17 protein-coding genes are annotated in these 16,928 nt (G+C 32.7%); 4 read left to right on the top strand and 13 right to left on the bottom strand.

Annotated features, from left to right (window positions below; translation table 11 throughout):
- The first annotated feature begins 219 nt into the window (after positions 1-219).
- Both NSS71_RS06875 and NSS71_RS06880 read left to right on the top strand, forming a co-directional pair.
- A complete protein-coding gene (locus NSS71_RS06875; RefSeq protein ID WP_061796236.1) occupies positions 220-1,155 on the top strand; it encodes a MerR family transcriptional regulator in 936 nt (311 codons plus the stop codon).
- 149 nt (positions 1,156-1,304) lie between these two features.
- Positions 1,305-2,099, top strand: a complete 795-nt coding sequence (locus NSS71_RS06880; protein ID WP_341151370.1) for an HAD family hydrolase — start codon at positions 1,305-1,307, stop codon at positions 2,097-2,099.
- 59 nt (positions 2,100-2,158) lie between these two features.
- On the opposite strand, the gene NSS71_RS06885 is transcribed toward NSS71_RS06880, so the two are convergent.
- Positions 2,159-2,593 (bottom strand): hypothetical protein, encoded by a 435-nt coding sequence (locus tag NSS71_RS06885; protein ID WP_047940613.1) that lies wholly within the window; start codon positions 2,591-2,593, stop codon positions 2,159-2,161.
- 308 nt (positions 2,594-2,901) lie between these two features.
- Between NSS71_RS06885 and NSS71_RS06890 the strand changes: the two genes are divergently transcribed.
- Complete coding sequence (locus NSS71_RS06890; RefSeq protein ID WP_047940612.1) at positions 2,902-3,219, top strand: thioredoxin family protein; 318 nt, start codon at positions 2,902-2,904, stop codon at positions 3,217-3,219.
- Between the two features lie 797 nt (positions 3,220-4,016).
- Here the strand turns inward: NSS71_RS06890 and ppc are convergent.
- From ppc to NSS71_RS06910, 4 genes are all read right to left on the bottom strand, one after another.
- Positions 4,017-6,779 (bottom strand): phosphoenolpyruvate carboxylase, encoded by a 2,763-nt coding sequence (gene ppc, locus NSS71_RS06895; protein ID WP_047940611.1) that lies wholly within the window; start codon positions 6,777-6,779, stop codon positions 4,017-4,019.
- Between the two features lie 454 nt (positions 6,780-7,233).
- The gene (locus NSS71_RS06900; RefSeq protein WP_061796239.1) at positions 7,234-7,533 is read right to left on the bottom strand and encodes a heme biosynthesis protein HemY; all 300 of its coding nucleotides are present in this window, start codon (positions 7,531-7,533) and stop codon (positions 7,234-7,236) included.
- 241 nt (positions 7,534-7,774) lie between these two features.
- The gene (locus tag NSS71_RS06905) at positions 7,775-8,155 is read right to left on the bottom strand and encodes a hypothetical protein (protein ID WP_047940609.1); all 381 of its coding nucleotides are present in this window, start codon (positions 8,153-8,155) and stop codon (positions 7,775-7,777) included.
- 221 nt (positions 8,156-8,376) lie between these two features.
- Positions 8,377-9,003 (bottom strand): YitT family protein, encoded by a 627-nt coding sequence (locus NSS71_RS06910; RefSeq protein ID WP_061796241.1) that lies wholly within the window; start codon positions 9,001-9,003, stop codon positions 8,377-8,379.
- Between the two features lie 226 nt (positions 9,004-9,229).
- Between NSS71_RS06910 and NSS71_RS06915 the strand changes: the two genes are divergently transcribed.
- Positions 9,230-9,676 (top strand): Lrp/AsnC family transcriptional regulator, encoded by a 447-nt coding sequence (locus NSS71_RS06915; RefSeq protein WP_047940607.1) that lies wholly within the window; start codon positions 9,230-9,232, stop codon positions 9,674-9,676.
- Between the two features lie 75 nt (positions 9,677-9,751).
- On the opposite strand, the gene NSS71_RS06920 is transcribed toward NSS71_RS06915, so the two are convergent.
- The 8 genes from NSS71_RS06920 to NSS71_RS06955 form a co-directional block, all read right to left on the bottom strand.
- Complete coding sequence (locus NSS71_RS06920; RefSeq protein ID WP_061796243.1) at positions 9,752-10,531, bottom strand: HAD family hydrolase; 780 nt, start codon at positions 10,529-10,531, stop codon at positions 9,752-9,754.
- Between the two features lie 173 nt (positions 10,532-10,704).
- Positions 10,705-11,895: a class I SAM-dependent rRNA methyltransferase gene (locus NSS71_RS06925; RefSeq protein WP_061796245.1), complete on the bottom strand. Its 1,191-nt coding sequence runs from the start codon at positions 11,893-11,895 to the stop codon at positions 10,705-10,707.
- Between the two features lie 96 nt (positions 11,896-11,991).
- Positions 11,992-12,408: an NAD(+)--rifampin ADP-ribosyltransferase gene (gene arr / locus NSS71_RS06930; RefSeq protein ID WP_047940604.1), complete on the bottom strand. Its 417-nt coding sequence runs from the start codon at positions 12,406-12,408 to the stop codon at positions 11,992-11,994.
- A gap of 388 nt (positions 12,409-12,796) precedes the next feature.
- Positions 12,797-13,378, bottom strand: a complete 582-nt coding sequence (gene clpP, locus NSS71_RS06935) for an ATP-dependent Clp endopeptidase proteolytic subunit ClpP (protein ID WP_047940603.1) — start codon at positions 13,376-13,378, stop codon at positions 12,797-12,799.
- A 27-nt stretch (positions 13,379-13,405) separates the two neighbouring features.
- A complete protein-coding gene (locus tag NSS71_RS06940; protein ID WP_341151371.1) occupies positions 13,406-14,020 on the bottom strand; it encodes a sigma-70 family RNA polymerase sigma factor in 615 nt (204 codons plus the stop codon).
- A gap of 72 nt (positions 14,021-14,092) precedes the next feature.
- Positions 14,093-15,574, bottom strand: coding sequence for a DUF4153 domain-containing protein (locus NSS71_RS06945; protein ID WP_186440653.1), 1,482 nt, complete (start codon positions 15,572-15,574; stop codon positions 14,093-14,095).
- Between the two features lie 98 nt (positions 15,575-15,672).
- Complete coding sequence (locus NSS71_RS06950) at positions 15,673-16,317, bottom strand: hypothetical protein (RefSeq protein ID WP_047940600.1); 645 nt, start codon at positions 16,315-16,317, stop codon at positions 15,673-15,675.
- Positions 16,314-16,646: a PadR family transcriptional regulator gene (locus NSS71_RS06955; protein WP_047940599.1), complete on the bottom strand. Its 333-nt coding sequence runs from the start codon at positions 16,644-16,646 to the stop codon at positions 16,314-16,316. The genes NSS71_RS06950 and NSS71_RS06955 overlap by 4 nt, the downstream gene beginning before the upstream one ends.
- Positions 16,647-16,928: the final 282 nt, after the last annotated feature.

The following is a 16,928-nucleotide window of genomic DNA, read 5'->3' on the forward strand; positions in this document are numbered from 1 at the left end:
TCGCTTGCCTTAGTTTATACAATAATGAACATACCTACACAGAAATTAACAAAAGGAATTAACAATATCGTTTCCTAAAATAGAAAATGTGGGAAATTTGTCAACTAATCAGAAGTTTTGATAGCTTTTGTCTTGTTGCAGGAAATTAATTCCCCCTTCTCTAAATACATATAGTAAAGATGGTCAAATTACCTTGATTATTCAAAAGGAGAGAGAGAAATGAAAGCATATACGATAGGTGAAGCATCAAAAAAACTGACGACAACCCCAACTATGTTAAAACAATGGGAAAAGGAATTTCAAGGAATTATCGTGATACCTAGAACAAAAACAGGGGCGCGTATTTATACCGAAAAAGAAATAACCCTCCTTCATGAGGTGAAAAATTTATATAAAGAGAAACGAAAAACAGCTGAAGTAAAAGAAACATTAACAATGCTCATTAACAGACCTAAGAAAGCAGAGATTGCGGAAATAAAAGAAAAAAGCGAAAACACAGCCGTCGAATTGCTTCCTAAAAAGGATGCTTTAGAACCTGCTGAGACGACGAAATCACAAATTACAGAACAAAACTTTCGCCTATTACTTTCTTCCTTGGAAAATTATAAACAAGATTTTCTTGAAGAAGTTAAAGATGAAATTAGAAATGGGATTAAAACGGAAGTATTAGAAACAATTTCAAAGGAAATAAAAGCTGGCCATGAAGAAACAATTTCCCATATTACTAATTCAGTTAAGGAAACGCAGACACAAACATCCGAACATTTAGATGAATTTTCCGAACTTTTACATAAAAACGCAGAAGCGACCACAACTAAATATGAAGAAATTCAAACGAAGATCAAAAAACTTTCCCAAATTTCAAAAGCTGAAAGAAAAACCTACTCGAAACAATGGACATCTAATGTTTCATCCACAAAAGAAATTAAATCAATGATCGAGCATCTCTCGAAATCAAATGAAGAACTAAACAAAACGGTGGAACAATTAAATGAAAATGATCAATATTTTATGGAAACATTGCAGCTAGAAAGAGAACAACTGAATAAAGAAATTAAACAAAGAGAAAGAAGTTTCCAAGAGCTTGTCCAAACATTTCGTCATGCCGCTGCTGCTCAAGAAAAAAGGAAATCCTGGTGGAAAATTTGGCAATAACAAACTTAGGAAAATATTAAATAATGGATAACATGTAAAATTTACTGAAAGAGTAGCCAAATAATTTCCCTTTTTGGTTACTCTTTTTCATTTGTCCTTTTCATATGGTAGTATGGTATTGAAGAAATGTAAATTTAATGGAGGTAAAAATGTCAATCACTTATAAAGTTTTGTTCCTAGATATTGATGGAACTATCTTAACACCAGAAGATACGATCCAAGATTCCACAAAAAAAGCAGTGCAATTAATGAAAGAAAAGGGATTAGAGGTCTTTTTAGCAACTGGAAGACCACTACATGAAATATCACATATTGGAGAGACACTCGCCATAGAATCGTTTATCGGTTATAATGGCGCATATGCAATACATAATGGAAAAGATGTTTTTAGACAACCGATGAGTCCTGACTTGGTCACGAAATACTTAGATATTGCCAATGAAAAGGGAAATGAACTAATTTTATATACAAATACTCATAATTTACTTTCCCACCCTGAAGAGAAAATGACAAAACAATTTAGTGAAAAATTCCATTTAAAGCAAAATAGAGCTTTTACTCTAGATGAAAAAGCGAATATTCTAGGAATTACTATTATCAATTTAAGAGAGGAAGATATTTCACTATACGAAGATTTCCCTGTTATCCACTTATCACAAGTTAATATCGATGGATTTAGACATTCCTATGATGTTATTAGTGATAAAGTAAATAAAGGGTTTGCTGTCTCCCTTATTTTAAAAAGATTAGGAATTGATAAAGAAGCTTCTATTGCTTTTGGAGATGGTCTAAATGACAAAGAAATGCTCCAAGTAGTTGGAGAAGGATTCGCTATGGGGAATGCACATGAGTTGTTGTTTTCCTATGCTAAGCATACAACCACATCTGTTACCGATTCAGGTATTTACAATGGCTTGAAATGGCTTGGATTAATCGAAGAATAAGTAATCATTCCTTTAACAAAAAGGATCAGTCTCCTAAAACGGAAACTGATCCTTTTTTGTTACACTTCTGTACTTTCCTCAGTAGCTTCTTTGTTCAGATGTTGTAATATTTTCTTATCAAAATATTCTTCATTCATCTTGTAGGAGATTTCAAATGCTGGAGTGCTGGCAAATTCTTTTTTTATCCAGAAAAAATTCTCTTCTTTTATTGGCTCTGTTAAATCAAGCATAATAGTGATTTCAAGAGAGATAAGATTTTTGTTTTTTGTAATATTTACAGTTGGATTCGTACTTCTTGCTACTTTGTTTATAAGCTTTTTGTTAAAAAGCATGGAAAAGTGAAGTTCGTTACCGCTTTTATTTTTCTTATTGACTTTTAGTAAATAAGAATCACCTAAATCTACTAATTTCTCTTTATCCATATTCTCTATTGCTAAAATTAAGCGTATGTACGTATTTTCCACTGGTGAAATGTTTATTTTTGTCGAACTCATTTGTTACCTCCTCTTACTTGAAACCGCAAAATGAACCCTCTTTATCATATGACAACATTTCATTTATTATAACGAAAAAAGGGAGCAAAAAATAACTGCATAAATATAAATTATAATGGCAATATCCTATTGTTTGCATCCTTCATCTCCTACCTTGTATATTCTTATCTTTCTAACGTTATAATGCAAATAAAATGCTTAAAGAAAAGAATGCATTTTGGAGGAAAGAAATACCTTTCATGTGTATAATAAAAATTGTAGTAACTTTTCATAGTTATTAGGAATTCTTAAATGAGGAGCTTAAAGATATGAATGAAATTAAAACAGTAGAAACATTTGAAGAAATTATTAACAATGGAGATACAAATATTGTGAAGTTTTTTACCACTTGGTGCCCTGATTGTACAAGAATGGATATGTTCATTGGGGAAATCATGGAAGCAAACAATGACAAAAAATGGTATAGTTTAAATAAAGATGAACTTCCTGAAATAGCTGAAAAATATGATGTCATGGGGATTCCCAGCCTGTTAGTTTTTAAAGACGGCGAAAAAATTGGTCACTTACACAGCGCCAATGCCAAAACACCTGAGCAGGTAGAAGACTTTTTAGCATCATATAAATAATTTTTGGAAATAAAACGAGGAGAAATATTGATTTCTCCTCTCAGCTTGTTGACAAAAGGAATTTAGAAAATGCAAATGGAATTATTATGCATTGATTGGAGTGGAAGAGGTGAGACTCCTTTGGGAGATGCGAGACAGTCTGAGACCCTGCAAGCGGCTCAGCGCGACCCCCACGGAAAGCGAACCCCAGTAGCGGAAATCAACTCTTATTTAAAAGAATGTATATTTATAAACTAAGACAAAAGAGGATCAGAATGTTTTCATTCTGATCCCCTTTTGTCTTATATGGTCTTTTTTCGTTATTTTATTGTATTTTAATCTATTCTTTATACTCTTCTTAAGTTGTTACCGGACTCACCCAAGTCCAGTTGGCCGTCAAGCGTAGTCTCCATCTTGTGAACTAAGTGATTTGGTGGAACAAGTTAATCTAAGCAATCATTTCTAATTGATCTCTTTGAATAGAAGAATGTTTGGAAAGCATGATTTCACCTCTAAAAAATATCTACCTATATTTTAAAACCAGAGCAGTTAAAATTCTAGACTAACTTGATGAAACCAGGTTGATTGGAGCGGAAGGGGTGTGACTCCTTTGGGAGATGCGAGAAAGTCCGAGACACTGCAGGAGCGTATGATACGAAGCGGCTCGGCGCTCGTCCCAAAGAAAGCGAACCCCAGTAGCGGAAATCAACACCCTATTAGAAGAGATCACAAAAAAAGACCATAGGCAAAACCTCAAAATTCAAGGAGTTTGTCTATAGTCTGAAAATTAGACTCATCTTTTTTTAGGCTATCCTAACTCAACCTGTATTACGTAAACCAGCAGCGATGCCATTAATGGTTAAAAGAACTTGGTTCAGTAATTCCTTATCAGGAACTTCTTGGTCACGAAGCTGTTTAATTAAATCAACTTGGAAGAAATTCAATGGATCTACATATGGATTTCTTCTATAAACAGACTCTTGAATAGAAGGTGTGTGATCAAGTAATTCTTCTATACCAGTGATTTCTAATAAAATAGCTCTTGTCTTATCATACTCTTCTTTAATATTTTGATAAATACGATTACCAATGGCTTCATTTTCCACAAGGGAAGAATATTCTCTTGCTGTTGTTAAATCTGCCTTCATTAATGCCATTTGTAAATTATCAATCGTCGAGTGGAAGAATGGCCATTTTGCGTACATTTGTTTTAAAATTTCAATATTACCTGATTTTTGCTGAGCAAACTCAGTTAATCCAGTACCAGCAGCATACCAAGCAGGAAGCAGCTGTCTACTTTGAGTCCATGCAAAAACCCATGGGATGGCACGAAGATTTTCAAAAGTTGTCGTATTTTTTCTGCTCATTGGCCGTGAACCAATTTTTAAATTTCCGATTTCATTTAAAGGCGTTGCTTCTTTAAAATAAGTCATAAAATCAGGATCATTAAAAACCAATGATTGATATTTTGCAAGCGCAATAGCAGATATTTCTTCCATGCAATCTTCCCAAAGATTTCTCTCCTCTTTATGTTCGCTAATATCCTTAGAAATATGAGCAATTGCCATAAGCAACGTAGAAGTTGCTTGCTCTAAGCTTCTAAAAGCAATATCTTCTAATAAATAGCGCGAGGATAATACTTCCCCTTGTTCCGTGATTTTCACGCCATCCCCTAATGTTTCACCTGGTTGAGATAGGATACTCTTATTCAACGGACCACCGCCGCGACCAAGTGAACCGCCACGACCATGGAAAAATTTCAAGCCGATTTGATAGTTACTAGCCATTTCGTGAATTTCACGCTGAGCTTTAAATAATTTCCAGTTTGCTGTTAATGTGCCACCGTCTTTACTACCATCAGAATATCCTAGCATGATTTCCTGCTGATCATTATGTTGTCTTAAATGTTCACGATAAACCGGCATACGGAATAATGTTTCAATGATTTCAGGACCGGCGATTAAATCATCAATTGTCTCTAATAATGGTGCTACATTTAAGTGACTTTCTACTGTTCCATCCGCATGCAGTCGATAAATTCCAGCTTCTTTTGCTAATACAAGTACTTCAAGAATATCACTTGGCGACTGTGTCATACTGATTAAATAAACATTAATTGCTCGTTCTCCAAACTTCTTATGTGCTTCTCTAATCATGTTAAAGGTGCTAATCATTTCCTGTGTTTCATTTGAATAATCTTCGTTTAATAACAGAATAGGACGAGGATCATTCAAAACAGATTCAAGAATTCCTAATTTTTCATTTTCTGGTAAATTTTTATAATCATCTGTTATGCCGACTTTACGCAGAATCTCGTCTATAGCTGCCTCATGCTCACCACTATGATTACGAATATCCAATGTGGCTAAATGAAAACCAAACAATTGCACTTGTCGAATTAGTTTTTGTAAATCTTTTTGCTGATGAGCTTTCGGTTGGTGCAAGGCAAAGCTTTCTTGAATTAAATATAAATCATCAAGTAACTCTCCTGCCTTCACATAACCTTTTTCAGATTTGCCATATTCTTTTAATCTTTCTAAAATAATTGAAAATTTCCGGCGATAAACTTCTTTTTCAACTGGCCATTTCTTTTCTGGTGTAAGATATAGCTGTTCTTCCTCCATAATCGTCTGAATAAGCTTTGAACTAACCTTAACACGATTAGTAGAATGACTGAATCTCTTCATCAATTCATCTACTGCATGAATGTATTTTTGGATGACTAATTCATTTTGCTTATGCAGTGTTTGCCATGTAACGTCAGGTGTTACATTTGGGTTACCATCTCTGTCTCCACCAATCCAAGAACCAAACCATAAGAAATTAGGTACTTTCCATTCGAAATTAGGATAGTTTTCATCCAGAGCATCCTGAACCTCTTGATGGATTTCTGGCAATACATCAAATAATGTTTGCTCAAAATAATAAAGACCATTTCTAACTTCATCCATTACGGTAGGACGTTCCTGCCGTAATTCATCTGTCTGCCACATGATCGTTATCTCTTCAAATAGATCATCATTTAAATGCTGTCTCTCTTTCTTCGTCAACATTGGGTTATCAAGTTGTTTTAAGATATTAGCAATTCTCTTTTGCGATTCTAAAATCGTACGTTTTGTTGATTCTGTTGGATGCGCTGTAATAATAAGTTCTAACGAAAGAGTATTTAACACTTCTTGAATGGTCTCTTCAGATAAATTCTTTTGTTTAAATGCCATGATTGCACGATCAATGGAATATGGCTGTACACCTTTTTCTTGACTTAGTTGGTATTCTCTTCTACGACGAATACGATGATTTAACTCAGCAACATTCACCAAATGAAAATATTTCGAAAACGCTCGAATAACTTGTCTGCGAACTGGCTTATCTAGTCTTTCCATTTCGAACTTTAATTGGTTATATGTATGTTCATTATTTGTTTCCCGCAGTTCTTTTGCTAATTTACGAATTATTTCTACCTTGTCTAATAATTCTTGGCCACCATGGTGGATAAGTACCTCACCAAGAATATTTCCAAGGTGTTTGACATCTTTTCGTAAAGGTAAACTGCTCTCATTTCCTTTTATCGTTGTTGTCATTAGATTACCATCCCTTAATCTAAATTTTTTAACATAAATACTTTATTACCATTAATCCTATCATTATTCTTTTAAAAATTCATTAACAAAAATCGATAATTAATAGATAGATAAGATAGATTTTTAAGGAATCATCTATTTTTTATATTAATCATACAACAATAAGCATCTATTGGATTTTTTTGTAAATTTTTTTGGACTTATGGGAATACATGAGACCTAAATATTATTTTTTCGTGATTCTCATCATTTATGTCATTAATGTATATAACCTAAAAAACTAAATATGTAAACTCAAATGCTCTGTTACGCTTAAAAGTGACGGATTATATACAGAACAGGTTTCATTTAGGAGTTAATTATAACATATAACAGTCAGTATGGAAATGTCTCATTTAGAATGAGGACAAAAGCAAATATTAAAAAAACAGGAAGTGTTTCCACTTCCTGTTTTTTAATGATGATGTTGTTCTTTTGATGGATTATAAATAGTGAATCCTGGCTGTGGAACATGAAAATATTGAATCCATACACCATCCAAGAAATCTGCATCTCTCGTATCTAATAAAATGGGAATATCTTTGTCAGACTGCACCACTTCATCATGTTCCGTCTTCTTGTCCAATTTTAAATCGTAATGTGCATGGTTTCCATGATTCTCTGTTATGTATACCCGAATCATTTCTCCTTCTTCAGCTTTTTCTAACATTTGATTAAGCACTTTAACAGCGTGTCTGTTTATTTTGACTTTCATCTAATAATCCTCCTAAGCAAACATTTGCCTTCTTCATAATACTATCCCATTGTAATCTTCCGGAAGGACGTTTGCAAATAATCAAGACTGTATGAGCAAATTAATTCATTTTCTTCTGTTTCTATTATGCAGAGCTCCTTTGCTCTTTTATAAAGATTCCCTAGATTGTCTCCCTTCTGTTTATAAAAACAAAAAAGCAATCCAATATATCTAAATGGATTACTCTTAAAATTCAATATAATCAAGTCAGAGCAAGCTCATTTTGAAGGGATTTTAAAGTATTAAGCTCCTTGGCAAAAAGCTCAAACTGCTCTTTATTTAAGCCATCTAACGATTCATTTACTTTATATTCTAAATAATTCATTCTTAATTCCATATCCATTAAGGAAGTGATCTTTTTATTCGCAATAAATTCTTCTATTTCATCTATGAACATGAAGAAACTATAGTCATTTACCATAACAAGTAAAAGCCAGCCAAGCGAATCAACGTATTTTTTTTCTTCAGTAACGGTAATTATATCTCCTTTATGTAAATCAAGAATGAAAGTATGTTCAGGTCTAGGACAGGTACATTCGATCATATATTGAAATGGAGCTAAAACAATGAAATCATTTTTCATTATATCTTACACCTTCCTAATCTTTTCGTTATTTGTTTTCATTTTAAATGAAAATGATTATCACTGTCAATTATTTTTCCTTATAATAATATTGAGGATAAAGAATATCTTTTTTATTAAAAAATAAGTTATATTCCTCTAACTCCACCTTTAGGATCTAAAACACAACCCCTATACTCCACCTCTCAATATTATGGAGTGGAGTATAGGGGTTCCTATGGTTAAACAGATTGTGTTTCAACCACAGATGTAACTTTTTCGAAATTAGTTTTACTCGTATTTCTATTAGCTATTTTTTCCTTGAAGGTACTCATCATAAAGGAAATTATAAATACTGATACAATACTGTATAAGCCTCTAATTAGTCCTACACTGTACAAGCCAATTAAAATAACAATTGTATCAAAAATGAAATTTGTTTTTCCCATATTCCAATTAAATTGTTTTTGAAGTGTAATAGACAGAATTTGGGCTCCCCCTAAAGACGAACCATTCATAAACAAAATAATAGTTCCTATTCCAATAATAAAGCCCCCAATGATAGATCCTAGTAGGGGATATAGAGCGAATGGCGGTAGAATGATGGATAACAAATAGGAAAATAATGTAACTAACGATACAGCTAAAATGGTTGAAATCGTAAATTTCTTCCCCATTTTAAAGTAAGACAAAATATAAAACGGGATATTTATTAAAGTAAATAAGATTGAAAATGAAATAGGTAATAAATAAGAGATACTTAATGCGAGTCCAGCTGTTCCTCCAGTAACAATTGCTGACCCTTTTAATAAATACAGACCAAATGATGTAATTAAACAACCAAACATCATTACTATTATTTTTCTCAATGCAACACACTCCTATAGTAATCATGATAAGTAGAAGATAAAAGAGGATTTATCGGTGAAATCCTAAAAATTTGTGATTTTAGGGTGGAATTCTTACATATATAATGATAGAATATATCGAAGTGTTTTTACATACCAATATGAATGTAATTACCTTGTACTTCCTCTATTTCGCATAAATATATGCATCATTACATTCATTTTGCAAAAAGGAGTATTCATTAAAATGGATAAGGTTGACATACAACTACTAAAAATTTTACAAGAAGATGCCAGAATTACGGTTAGTGATTTATCCAAAAAGTTAGCTTTGAGTCGCCCGAGTGTTTCGGAAAGATTATTAAGATTGCAAGAAAAGGGTATAATTTTAGAATTCAGCGCCCGAATTTCACCTGCAAAGTTGGGGAGAGAAACGCTTTTATACATTCAAATCAGTGAACTAAAAGAAGAACCACATGCATTTGAGGAATTTATTAAAACAGAAGCAGACATTATTGAATGCCACCGTGTAACCGGTACTGTCAGTTATATTATTAAAGCAGCTGTTTCTGGAATAGACGGAATGAGAAATTTGGTCGATCGCTTAATTCCCTATGGCACTATTAATACTTCAGTCATCTTGGCTTCACCTGTTCCCTTTAGACATATATTACCTAACGAACAATCACAATAAAGAACAAAAAATGAAAAAGTCTAGTCGTCATAAGTGGCAAAATGTCTCCTATGATGACCAGACTTTTCTTCTTGCTTAATCTAATATAGCGAATAATTCTTCAAGCTGATGTATTTCATATGTGGGCAGTACATCTTGCTTTTCAGCCTTTTCGCGATTAATCCAAACGGACTTAATTCCCGCCCGATTAGCTCCTAAAATATCTGTCATTAAATTATCTCCCACCATTAAGCATTCTGATTTGTCTACACCTATTAAAGAAACAGCATGCTCAAATATAGAAGGATCAGGCTTTCCTCTGCCAAAATCGCCAGAAATTACAATATGATCAAAATAAGGAGAAATTTCAGGTGTAATAGATAGCTTTGTATTTTGCAAATGAGGTGATCCATTCGTTAATAATAACAATGAGTATTTCCCCTTTAATTGATTAAGGACAGAAAATGTTTCTTCATATACGAAAGGAGATTTCTTTCTATTTTCTGGAAAAGCTTCCGCTAATTCTTCGCCAAATTCAGGATCATCAATTCCAAGTGCTAGTAATCCTTTGGTCCATGCATCTTTCCGGTAAAACCGGATGAGCTCTCTCATTTTTGGAAAAGAAGCATGTTCTTCAAGAAACTCTCCCCAAAGTCCTTCAAAGGGATTAATCCCAATCATTTTCGTAAATTCATATGTATCATAACCTTCATATAAAGCTCTGGCTTCCTTCCGCACAGCTTCTTCTAAGCGTACAGCCGAAATAGTATATTTCTCTTCTGCCAATTTACATGTTTTAAAAAAAGCTTCTTGTACACTTTTTTTATCCCATAGTAGTGTATCATCCAAATCAAAAATAATTGCTTTAATTGTCATTTTCCGTTTCTCCTTTTAAACAAAAATATTTTATTCAAAGCATAGCCAAGAAAAAGGAATCTTTCTTTATAAGATTACAAGTGTTTTTAAACCACGTAAACCCTTCTTTTTCATAAAAAAGAACTTTGCTATTAGAAGCAAAATCCTTCTTTGAAAAATAATATTTTAAGATATTATTTTAGTTTTTTTATAAAAACAACTTTTAAATAATTACTTTCTGTTACCTCATTAATATTCGCAAAATCGGCAGGTAAACCAAATTGTTCGACTATTTGATATGTTTCTTTCTGATGATGAAAGGCAGCATCAATAAATCCCTTAAACTTCTTCATATCAAAGGTTGCACAATTGGTGGAAGCGACAATAATTCCGCCATTTTTGGTTATGGCAATTGCTTCTTTAAGTAAATTAGTATAGTCTTTTGCTGCGCGAAAAGTATGCTTTTTTGAACGTGCGAAGCTAGGAGGATCTAGAATGACCATATCAAAGCTAAGTTGTTTCTTTACTGCGTATTTAAAATAGTGAAAAACATCTTCTACGATAATTTTTTGACTCGATAAGTCAATATCATTTAACAGAAAATTATCTGTTGTTTTCTGCTTGCTTCGATTTGCCAAATCAACACTAGTAGTCGATAAACTACCACCAACAGCTGCCGCGACCGAAAAAGCCCCTGTATAAGAAAAAGTATTTAGAACATTTCTTCCTTTTGCATATTGATCTCGAATTGTTTTGCGAACATCTTTTTGATCTAAAAAGATTCCTGTCATAGCCCCTTCATTCAAGTTTACTGCGTATTTAATCCCATTTTCTAAAATAGTAAGGGGGAAATCAGCTTTTTTCCCAACCACAAAATCATCGTCTTCCATATATGTTCCATTATCGTCGAATCTTTTTTTCTCATAGATTCCGTCTATTTCTAATAATCGCTGCAACGATTCAATAATCCAGCTTTTATATTTATAAATGCCAATACTGTACCATTGGATTAACAGATAATTTTGGTAGAGATCAACAGAAAATCCTCCAATACCATCGCCTTCCCCATTAAAAATTCGAAAAGCAGTCGTTTCATGATCCTTAAAATAGGCTGCTCTTTTATCAATCGCTTTTTTTAGCCGCTTTTCAAAAAAAGCACAGTCAATAGGAATGTTCCTTTCTCTTGTTAAAATCCAGCCAATTCCTTTATTTTGAATAGCATAATATCCTCTGCCAATAAATTTGTTTTTCTTTGTTATAACGTCAATTATTTGCCCTTCCTCAAGAGAAGTATTAGCATTTATAGCTTCTTTATAAATTAAGGGATTTCCATTTAGTAAATTTTTCTCAAATGGTGTTTCAATTTGTACTGTTACGATTTCCATTTTGCCACCTTTAACTTTCCGACCTAATATTTTCATATGCCCTTTCTATTATACATGAAATGAAGCTAGACGCTAATTTTCCTATCGGAATTTGGATTAATCGTATATTACATTTTTTCCTTCTTCACTTAACTTTTTTAAAGATTCAAGCATATGATTTATTTCTTCATCAGAATGTCTTTCCCATGCGCCTAACTCAGCTATAATTTTCACTGGGGATTTAGAACGATACGAGCGGGTTGGGTTTCCTGGAAATCTCTTGTCCGTTACGTTCGGGTCATTTTCAAAATCACCTAATGGTTCTACAATGTATATTCGTTCTTTTGAAGTAGACCTCGCTAACTCAGCACCCCATTTAGCAGCATTTAATGTTGCAGTAAAATATATATGGTTCGATTTTTTATCTTGGTAATTTGATAAGTGATTAGGTTCTAATAAATCGCCAATTTTCAGTTCTGCTTTCGTACCATGAAAAAACGGTCCATTGTCTAAAGCATTTATTTTAGTATCCATCCAATGCACTCCTTAATTATTTTGATTTTTGTACAACAATATTAGTATAGTGGGAATTTATTAAAAAACTAGTCTATAAATAGTAGTGTTAGTAATGGTATAATATTAGTAGAAAAAGAAATAATTATTTAACTAAATGGGATTAGACTGGACTAGGTACTATCTTAAGTGAACTGCGAGAATATCCTAGATCCTGCCCGGAGAGCACAATAAAATAGCAGGCTTCGTCATAATTATTCCGTAAAAAGCGAAACAAAAGTCTGCACGCGTCTCCTGCAAGACTTCTTTAATAAGTCAAAAACCGAACGAATATACGGCGATGCTAATAGGATAGTCGTATATTCGTTCGGTTTTATATTTGGTTAGAATACTTTTGCTCAGCCTCTTTTTATTTCACGCAAATTATCTCATCGACAATGCCATATTCTTTTGCTTCTTCAGCACTCATAAAATAATCCCTTTCTGTATCATTTGCTATTTTCTCAAAAGATTGACCCGTTTTCTCGGCCATAATACGATTAATATGTTCTTTAAGTTTTAATATTCGTTTCGCAGATATTTCAATTTCAGTTGCCTGCCCTCTCGTTCCACCTAATGGTTGATGAATCATAATTTCGCTATTCGGTAAGGCATATCTTTTGCCTTTCGTACCGGCAAGAAGTAATAACGCACCAAAGGATCCAGCCATTCCTGTACAAATAGTCCGAACATCTGGCTTAATATAGTGCATCGTATCATAAATAGCAAAACCAGCAGAGGTGGAACCGCCAGGACTATTGATATATATAGAAATATCTTTCTCTGGATCTTCTGCTGCAAGAAATAGCAGCTGAGCCACGATATTGTTAGCAACTTGGTCATTGATTTCATCTCCAAGCATAATAATTCTATCCTTCAAAAGTCTTGAATATATGTCATAGGACCTTTCTCCATTTGCTGATTGTTCAATAACATAAGGAATAGTACTCATTTGTTATAAACCTCCTGTATTCGATTATTATGCGGCCATAAGCATTGGCTGTTGAGACAAATATTTTTTTTCTTCTTTAGCTAAAAGGATGTTTTTATAGATTGAATTAATTAAAATAGCGGGATCTTCTCTCTTTAGTACCTCATAGTACAGCCTTTGCATGTTTTCCTTATCTTCATCATGCTGATTTTTAACGATTATCGTTTCTTTTTTCACTTGATTCCTGGCTCGGAACAATACTGATTTCACAGCAGTTTCTGTTATATTTAATAATTCTCCAACTTCTTTTAAGCGAAATTGAAACCCCTCTACGAGCAGATAAATTATCCCTTGTTTAAAGGTCAATTTTTCAGCTAGGAATTCAGCCAGCATCAGAGAGGTTAAATTTTTTTCTTCTGCTTTTGGTTCCTTTACTGGGATACCAATAATATCTTGTTTTTTTCTTAATTTATCAATCAATTGATTATCAGCAATTTTTTTGAGTAAAGCAGGCGTCATATCTTTATCTTTATAATTTTCCATCGCTTTTAAAAGGGCTTCTTGAATTAAATCTTCTCGTTCCCATTTATCTAAAGAAAGATACCGACAATAGGAATCGAGTTTTTGATACAGAATTTTTATATTTTGCATTTCCATCCTCATTGATAAATCCCTCCTTTGACTGTTTATATATAGAACGTTTCAGATAGCGAAAAAGATACGGGGTCAAAAAAATTATTCTTCTAATCGATATTTTTTCTCCTTTTGATTTTCAGGCACTTTCTTAGCCAACTCCATTGTATTAAGCAACTTTCTTGCACGGTCTTCCACGATATTATAGCTCTGCCATTTTTGATCTGTATGCTGAAGGCGTTCCTTTTTTGCAAGCAATAATTCTTTTACCCTCTTCATATCAGGATTTTTTTCGTAATAATCTACTAGAACCGGAATAGCTGAATAAGATAGAGAATCTATATAGGTAAAATCAATTAAATTTGTTTCCTCAAACCGCTGCAAATTTTTGCTAACGATTATACGATCGATGTCCATAACATTCAGGCCACAGTAATATAACAAGGAGAGCAATAAGAAAAAACGCATAAGTTGAATTTTCTCCATCCAAATTTTTATCAATGTGAATGAGAAAAACACCGCCAATAGTAAAATAAAAGAATGAGAAAATAATCGTAAATACGTATAACCATACGCCTGTTCATATAAAGACAATCGTAAATGAGCAGACAAAAGAATGATAAAGCTAAAAGCAATTAAAAAGGATAAAATTATTTTTAAGAAAAGAGTGCGTTGTTTAGCAAAGCTATTTACTAACAAAATAATTGATATGTTAATCACTGTCACGATAATAAGTTCAAAGAATCCTCTTCTCGCATAGGTAGCATATGTAAAACCTTTCATTAATACATCATTGAAAAAATATTGAAATTGTACGATGGTATAAAATATATATAGCCCATTAATGAAAAGTAAAATAGTTAATAAAGTTGCTTGCTCCCATCTTCCTTGTTTTCCTTTTCTTTCGCTTGGAATAATAATCGACCTTTTACTAATTGTCTTCATGAATAGTAATAGAAAAATAAATATTAAACCTATTCGTAGCAATGTACTTATTCCATCTATATGAAATGAAAAAAGCCGGGTGATTATGGTTACCATCATATTATTAAAATGCTGATCTGAGGAACTAAGCAGGAAAATTAATAACATTAAAATCGGTGTTACAATAACCATTCCTAATACTATTCTTTTTATAGCGACATAATTCCTTTCATCAGCACGTCTCTTTACCGATTTCCGCACAAGAAAGGTTAAATATTTTCCTAATTTAAAAAAGGAAGATACTTTCTTTTTTAAATAAAAGAAAACATCTTTATTGCTCCAACTAAGAAAAGAAGGACTCGTTAGTAACGTTGTATGAAAGCCGATTAAACTAAAAACAACAATAAAATTTAAGGCATAAAAATACGGATTAGCAATGAAAACAAAAGACAATGTTAATAGCCATATGCACACAAATAAATATATACCAATTAAACGATGTGTATGCGTTTGTTTCCTCGTTAAATAAAAATAATAAACATAAAAAACGACAACAAAAATACTAAGCGAAATTCCAATTGTCTCTGTAAATAACGTTATTTCTGCAATAATTGCTAGTAAAAAACAGCCTATAAAATAAATAATATTTTTCTTGTTCATGCTATTTCCTCCTTTACATAGATAATCTATATAGTTAAACAAAAAAATAAATAGAACTTCGTTACACAGTAATACTAGGTAGTGTACAATAGAACAACTTATACCGATCTTGTTGTTCCATAGCGAAAGGCGAGATAACATATTGGATATAACATTATCGTAAAAGAAATACAGATAAGTACAAATTCCGGTGTTAATAATGGATCAAAGAGTGTTAACGGAATAATCTTAAAGACAATGGAACTCATAAGTAATAGATTAGGAACTAAAGAAATACAAAATGTCTTCAGTAAAAGTTTTTTTCCGCCAAGACCAAATTCCTTGCCCACTTCATATCCAAGTAAAAGCCAAAAGAATAAGTAAAGAACAATAAGAAAAAAAGGAATACTGGTTAAGAGTGACCATAATTTACTGATTGTTGGATTGGATAAGCGATGATAAATGACCGTCAAACTAATTCCGCCGACAAAGAAAAACAAATTAGCAAAAAAGAAATTCCATTGCGTTTTTTTCGCAGTCATGTTTAACTCTTCTTGATACATGGCGGCAATCTCTAGTGGTGTTCCTAATCTTTGGATTGCCAAAATTAACGCTTCTTCTTCTGAACATTGTTTTTCGAAAGCAATATCTTCCAACATGTCTACTAGATGTAGCTCATACTCCATGCATATTTCTTCTGATTGCTCATGATCTTGGAGTAAATCCCGCAGCTGTTTCATGTAGGATTCTTTTGAAGAAATCATATTCCTTTTCTCCCAATCACTTTATCAATCGTTTGCACAAAGTTTTTCCATTCTGTTGTTTTTTGCTCCAATATTTGCTGACCAGAATCGGTAATTCGGTAATATTTCCTTGCTGGTCCTTTTTCTGATTCTTTCCAGAAAGATTCTACATATTCCTGTTTTTCTAATTTATGCAGAGCAGGATATAAAGTCCCTTCTTTTACTTGCAAAGAATAATCACTTCTTTTTTCCATTTCTTTGACAAGTTCATATCCATACATTTCTTTTTCTGCTAACAGCTGTAGAAGTATTAAAGATGTACTTCCTTTTACTAGCTCTCTATTGAACATATTTTCACCTACCTAGAATTAAAATGTACTTTGTTAGTATTGTATCGTTCCTATCGCTATAATGCAATATAAAATAGGACTCTCCTATCTAATTTTTTCCTCCGTCTATGCCTTTAAAGACTAGGAATCTTAATTTAGCCACTGATTATTGTTTAGCGAAAGAATTGGTTCGCTTCCTTCGATTTCTTTTTTCAAAACGCTATTCCCTAAATACTGAATAAAAAAACCCGAATAATTATGCGAGTATCCATTATTTAGGATACTCGCATAATTTTCGGGTCT

Origin of the sequence: Niallia sp. FSL W8-0951 (genome assembly GCF_038006525.1) — a bacterium.
GTDB classification, from domain to species: domain Bacteria; phylum Bacillota; class Bacilli; order Bacillales; family Cytobacillaceae; genus Niallia; species Niallia circulans.

Coding starts and splice junctions, on each gene's coding strand:
- NSS71_RS06875 (WP_061796236.1), top strand. CDS start 220: ATGAAAGCATATACGATAGGTGAAGCATCAAAAAAACTGACGACAACC.
- NSS71_RS06880 (WP_341151370.1), top strand. CDS start 1,305: ATGTCAATCACTTATAAAGTTTTGTTCCTAGATATTGATGGAACTATC.
- NSS71_RS06885 (WP_047940613.1), bottom strand. CDS start 2,593: ATGAGTTCGACAAAAATAAACATTTCACCAGTGGAAAATACGTACATA.
- NSS71_RS06890 (WP_047940612.1), top strand. CDS start 2,902: ATGAATGAAATTAAAACAGTAGAAACATTTGAAGAAATTATTAACAAT.
- ppc (WP_047940611.1), bottom strand. CDS start 6,779: ATGACAACAACGATAAAAGGAAATGAGAGCAGTTTACCTTTACGAAAA.
- NSS71_RS06900 (WP_061796239.1), bottom strand. CDS start 7,533: ATGAAAGTCAAAATAAACAGACACGCTGTTAAAGTGCTTAATCAAATG.
- NSS71_RS06905 (WP_047940609.1), bottom strand. CDS start 8,155: ATGAAAAATGATTTCATTGTTTTAGCTCCATTTCAATATATGATCGAA.
- NSS71_RS06915 (WP_047940607.1), top strand. CDS start 9,230: ATGGATAAGGTTGACATACAACTACTAAAAATTTTACAAGAAGATGCC.
- NSS71_RS06920 (WP_061796243.1), bottom strand. CDS start 10,531: ATGACAATTAAAGCAATTATTTTTGATTTGGATGATACACTACTATGG.
- NSS71_RS06925 (WP_061796245.1), bottom strand. CDS start 11,895: ATGGAAATCGTAACAGTACAAATTGAAACACCATTTGAGAAAAATTTA.
- arr (WP_047940604.1), bottom strand. CDS start 12,408: ATGGATACTAAAATAAATGCTTTAGACAATGGACCGTTTTTTCATGGT.
- clpP (WP_047940603.1), bottom strand. CDS start 13,378: ATGAGTACTATTCCTTATGTTATTGAACAATCAGCAAATGGAGAAAGG.
- NSS71_RS06940 (WP_341151371.1), bottom strand. CDS start 14,020: ATGAGGATGGAAATGCAAAATATAAAAATTCTGTATCAAAAACTCGAT.
- NSS71_RS06945 (WP_186440653.1), bottom strand. CDS start 15,574: ATGAACAAGAAAAATATTATTTATTTTATAGGCTGTTTTTTACTAGCA.
- NSS71_RS06950 (WP_047940600.1), bottom strand. CDS start 16,317: ATGATTTCTTCAAAAGAATCCTACATGAAACAGCTGCGGGATTTACTC.
- NSS71_RS06955 (WP_047940599.1), bottom strand. CDS start 16,646: ATGTTCAATAGAGAGCTAGTAAAAGGAAGTACATCTTTAATACTTCTA.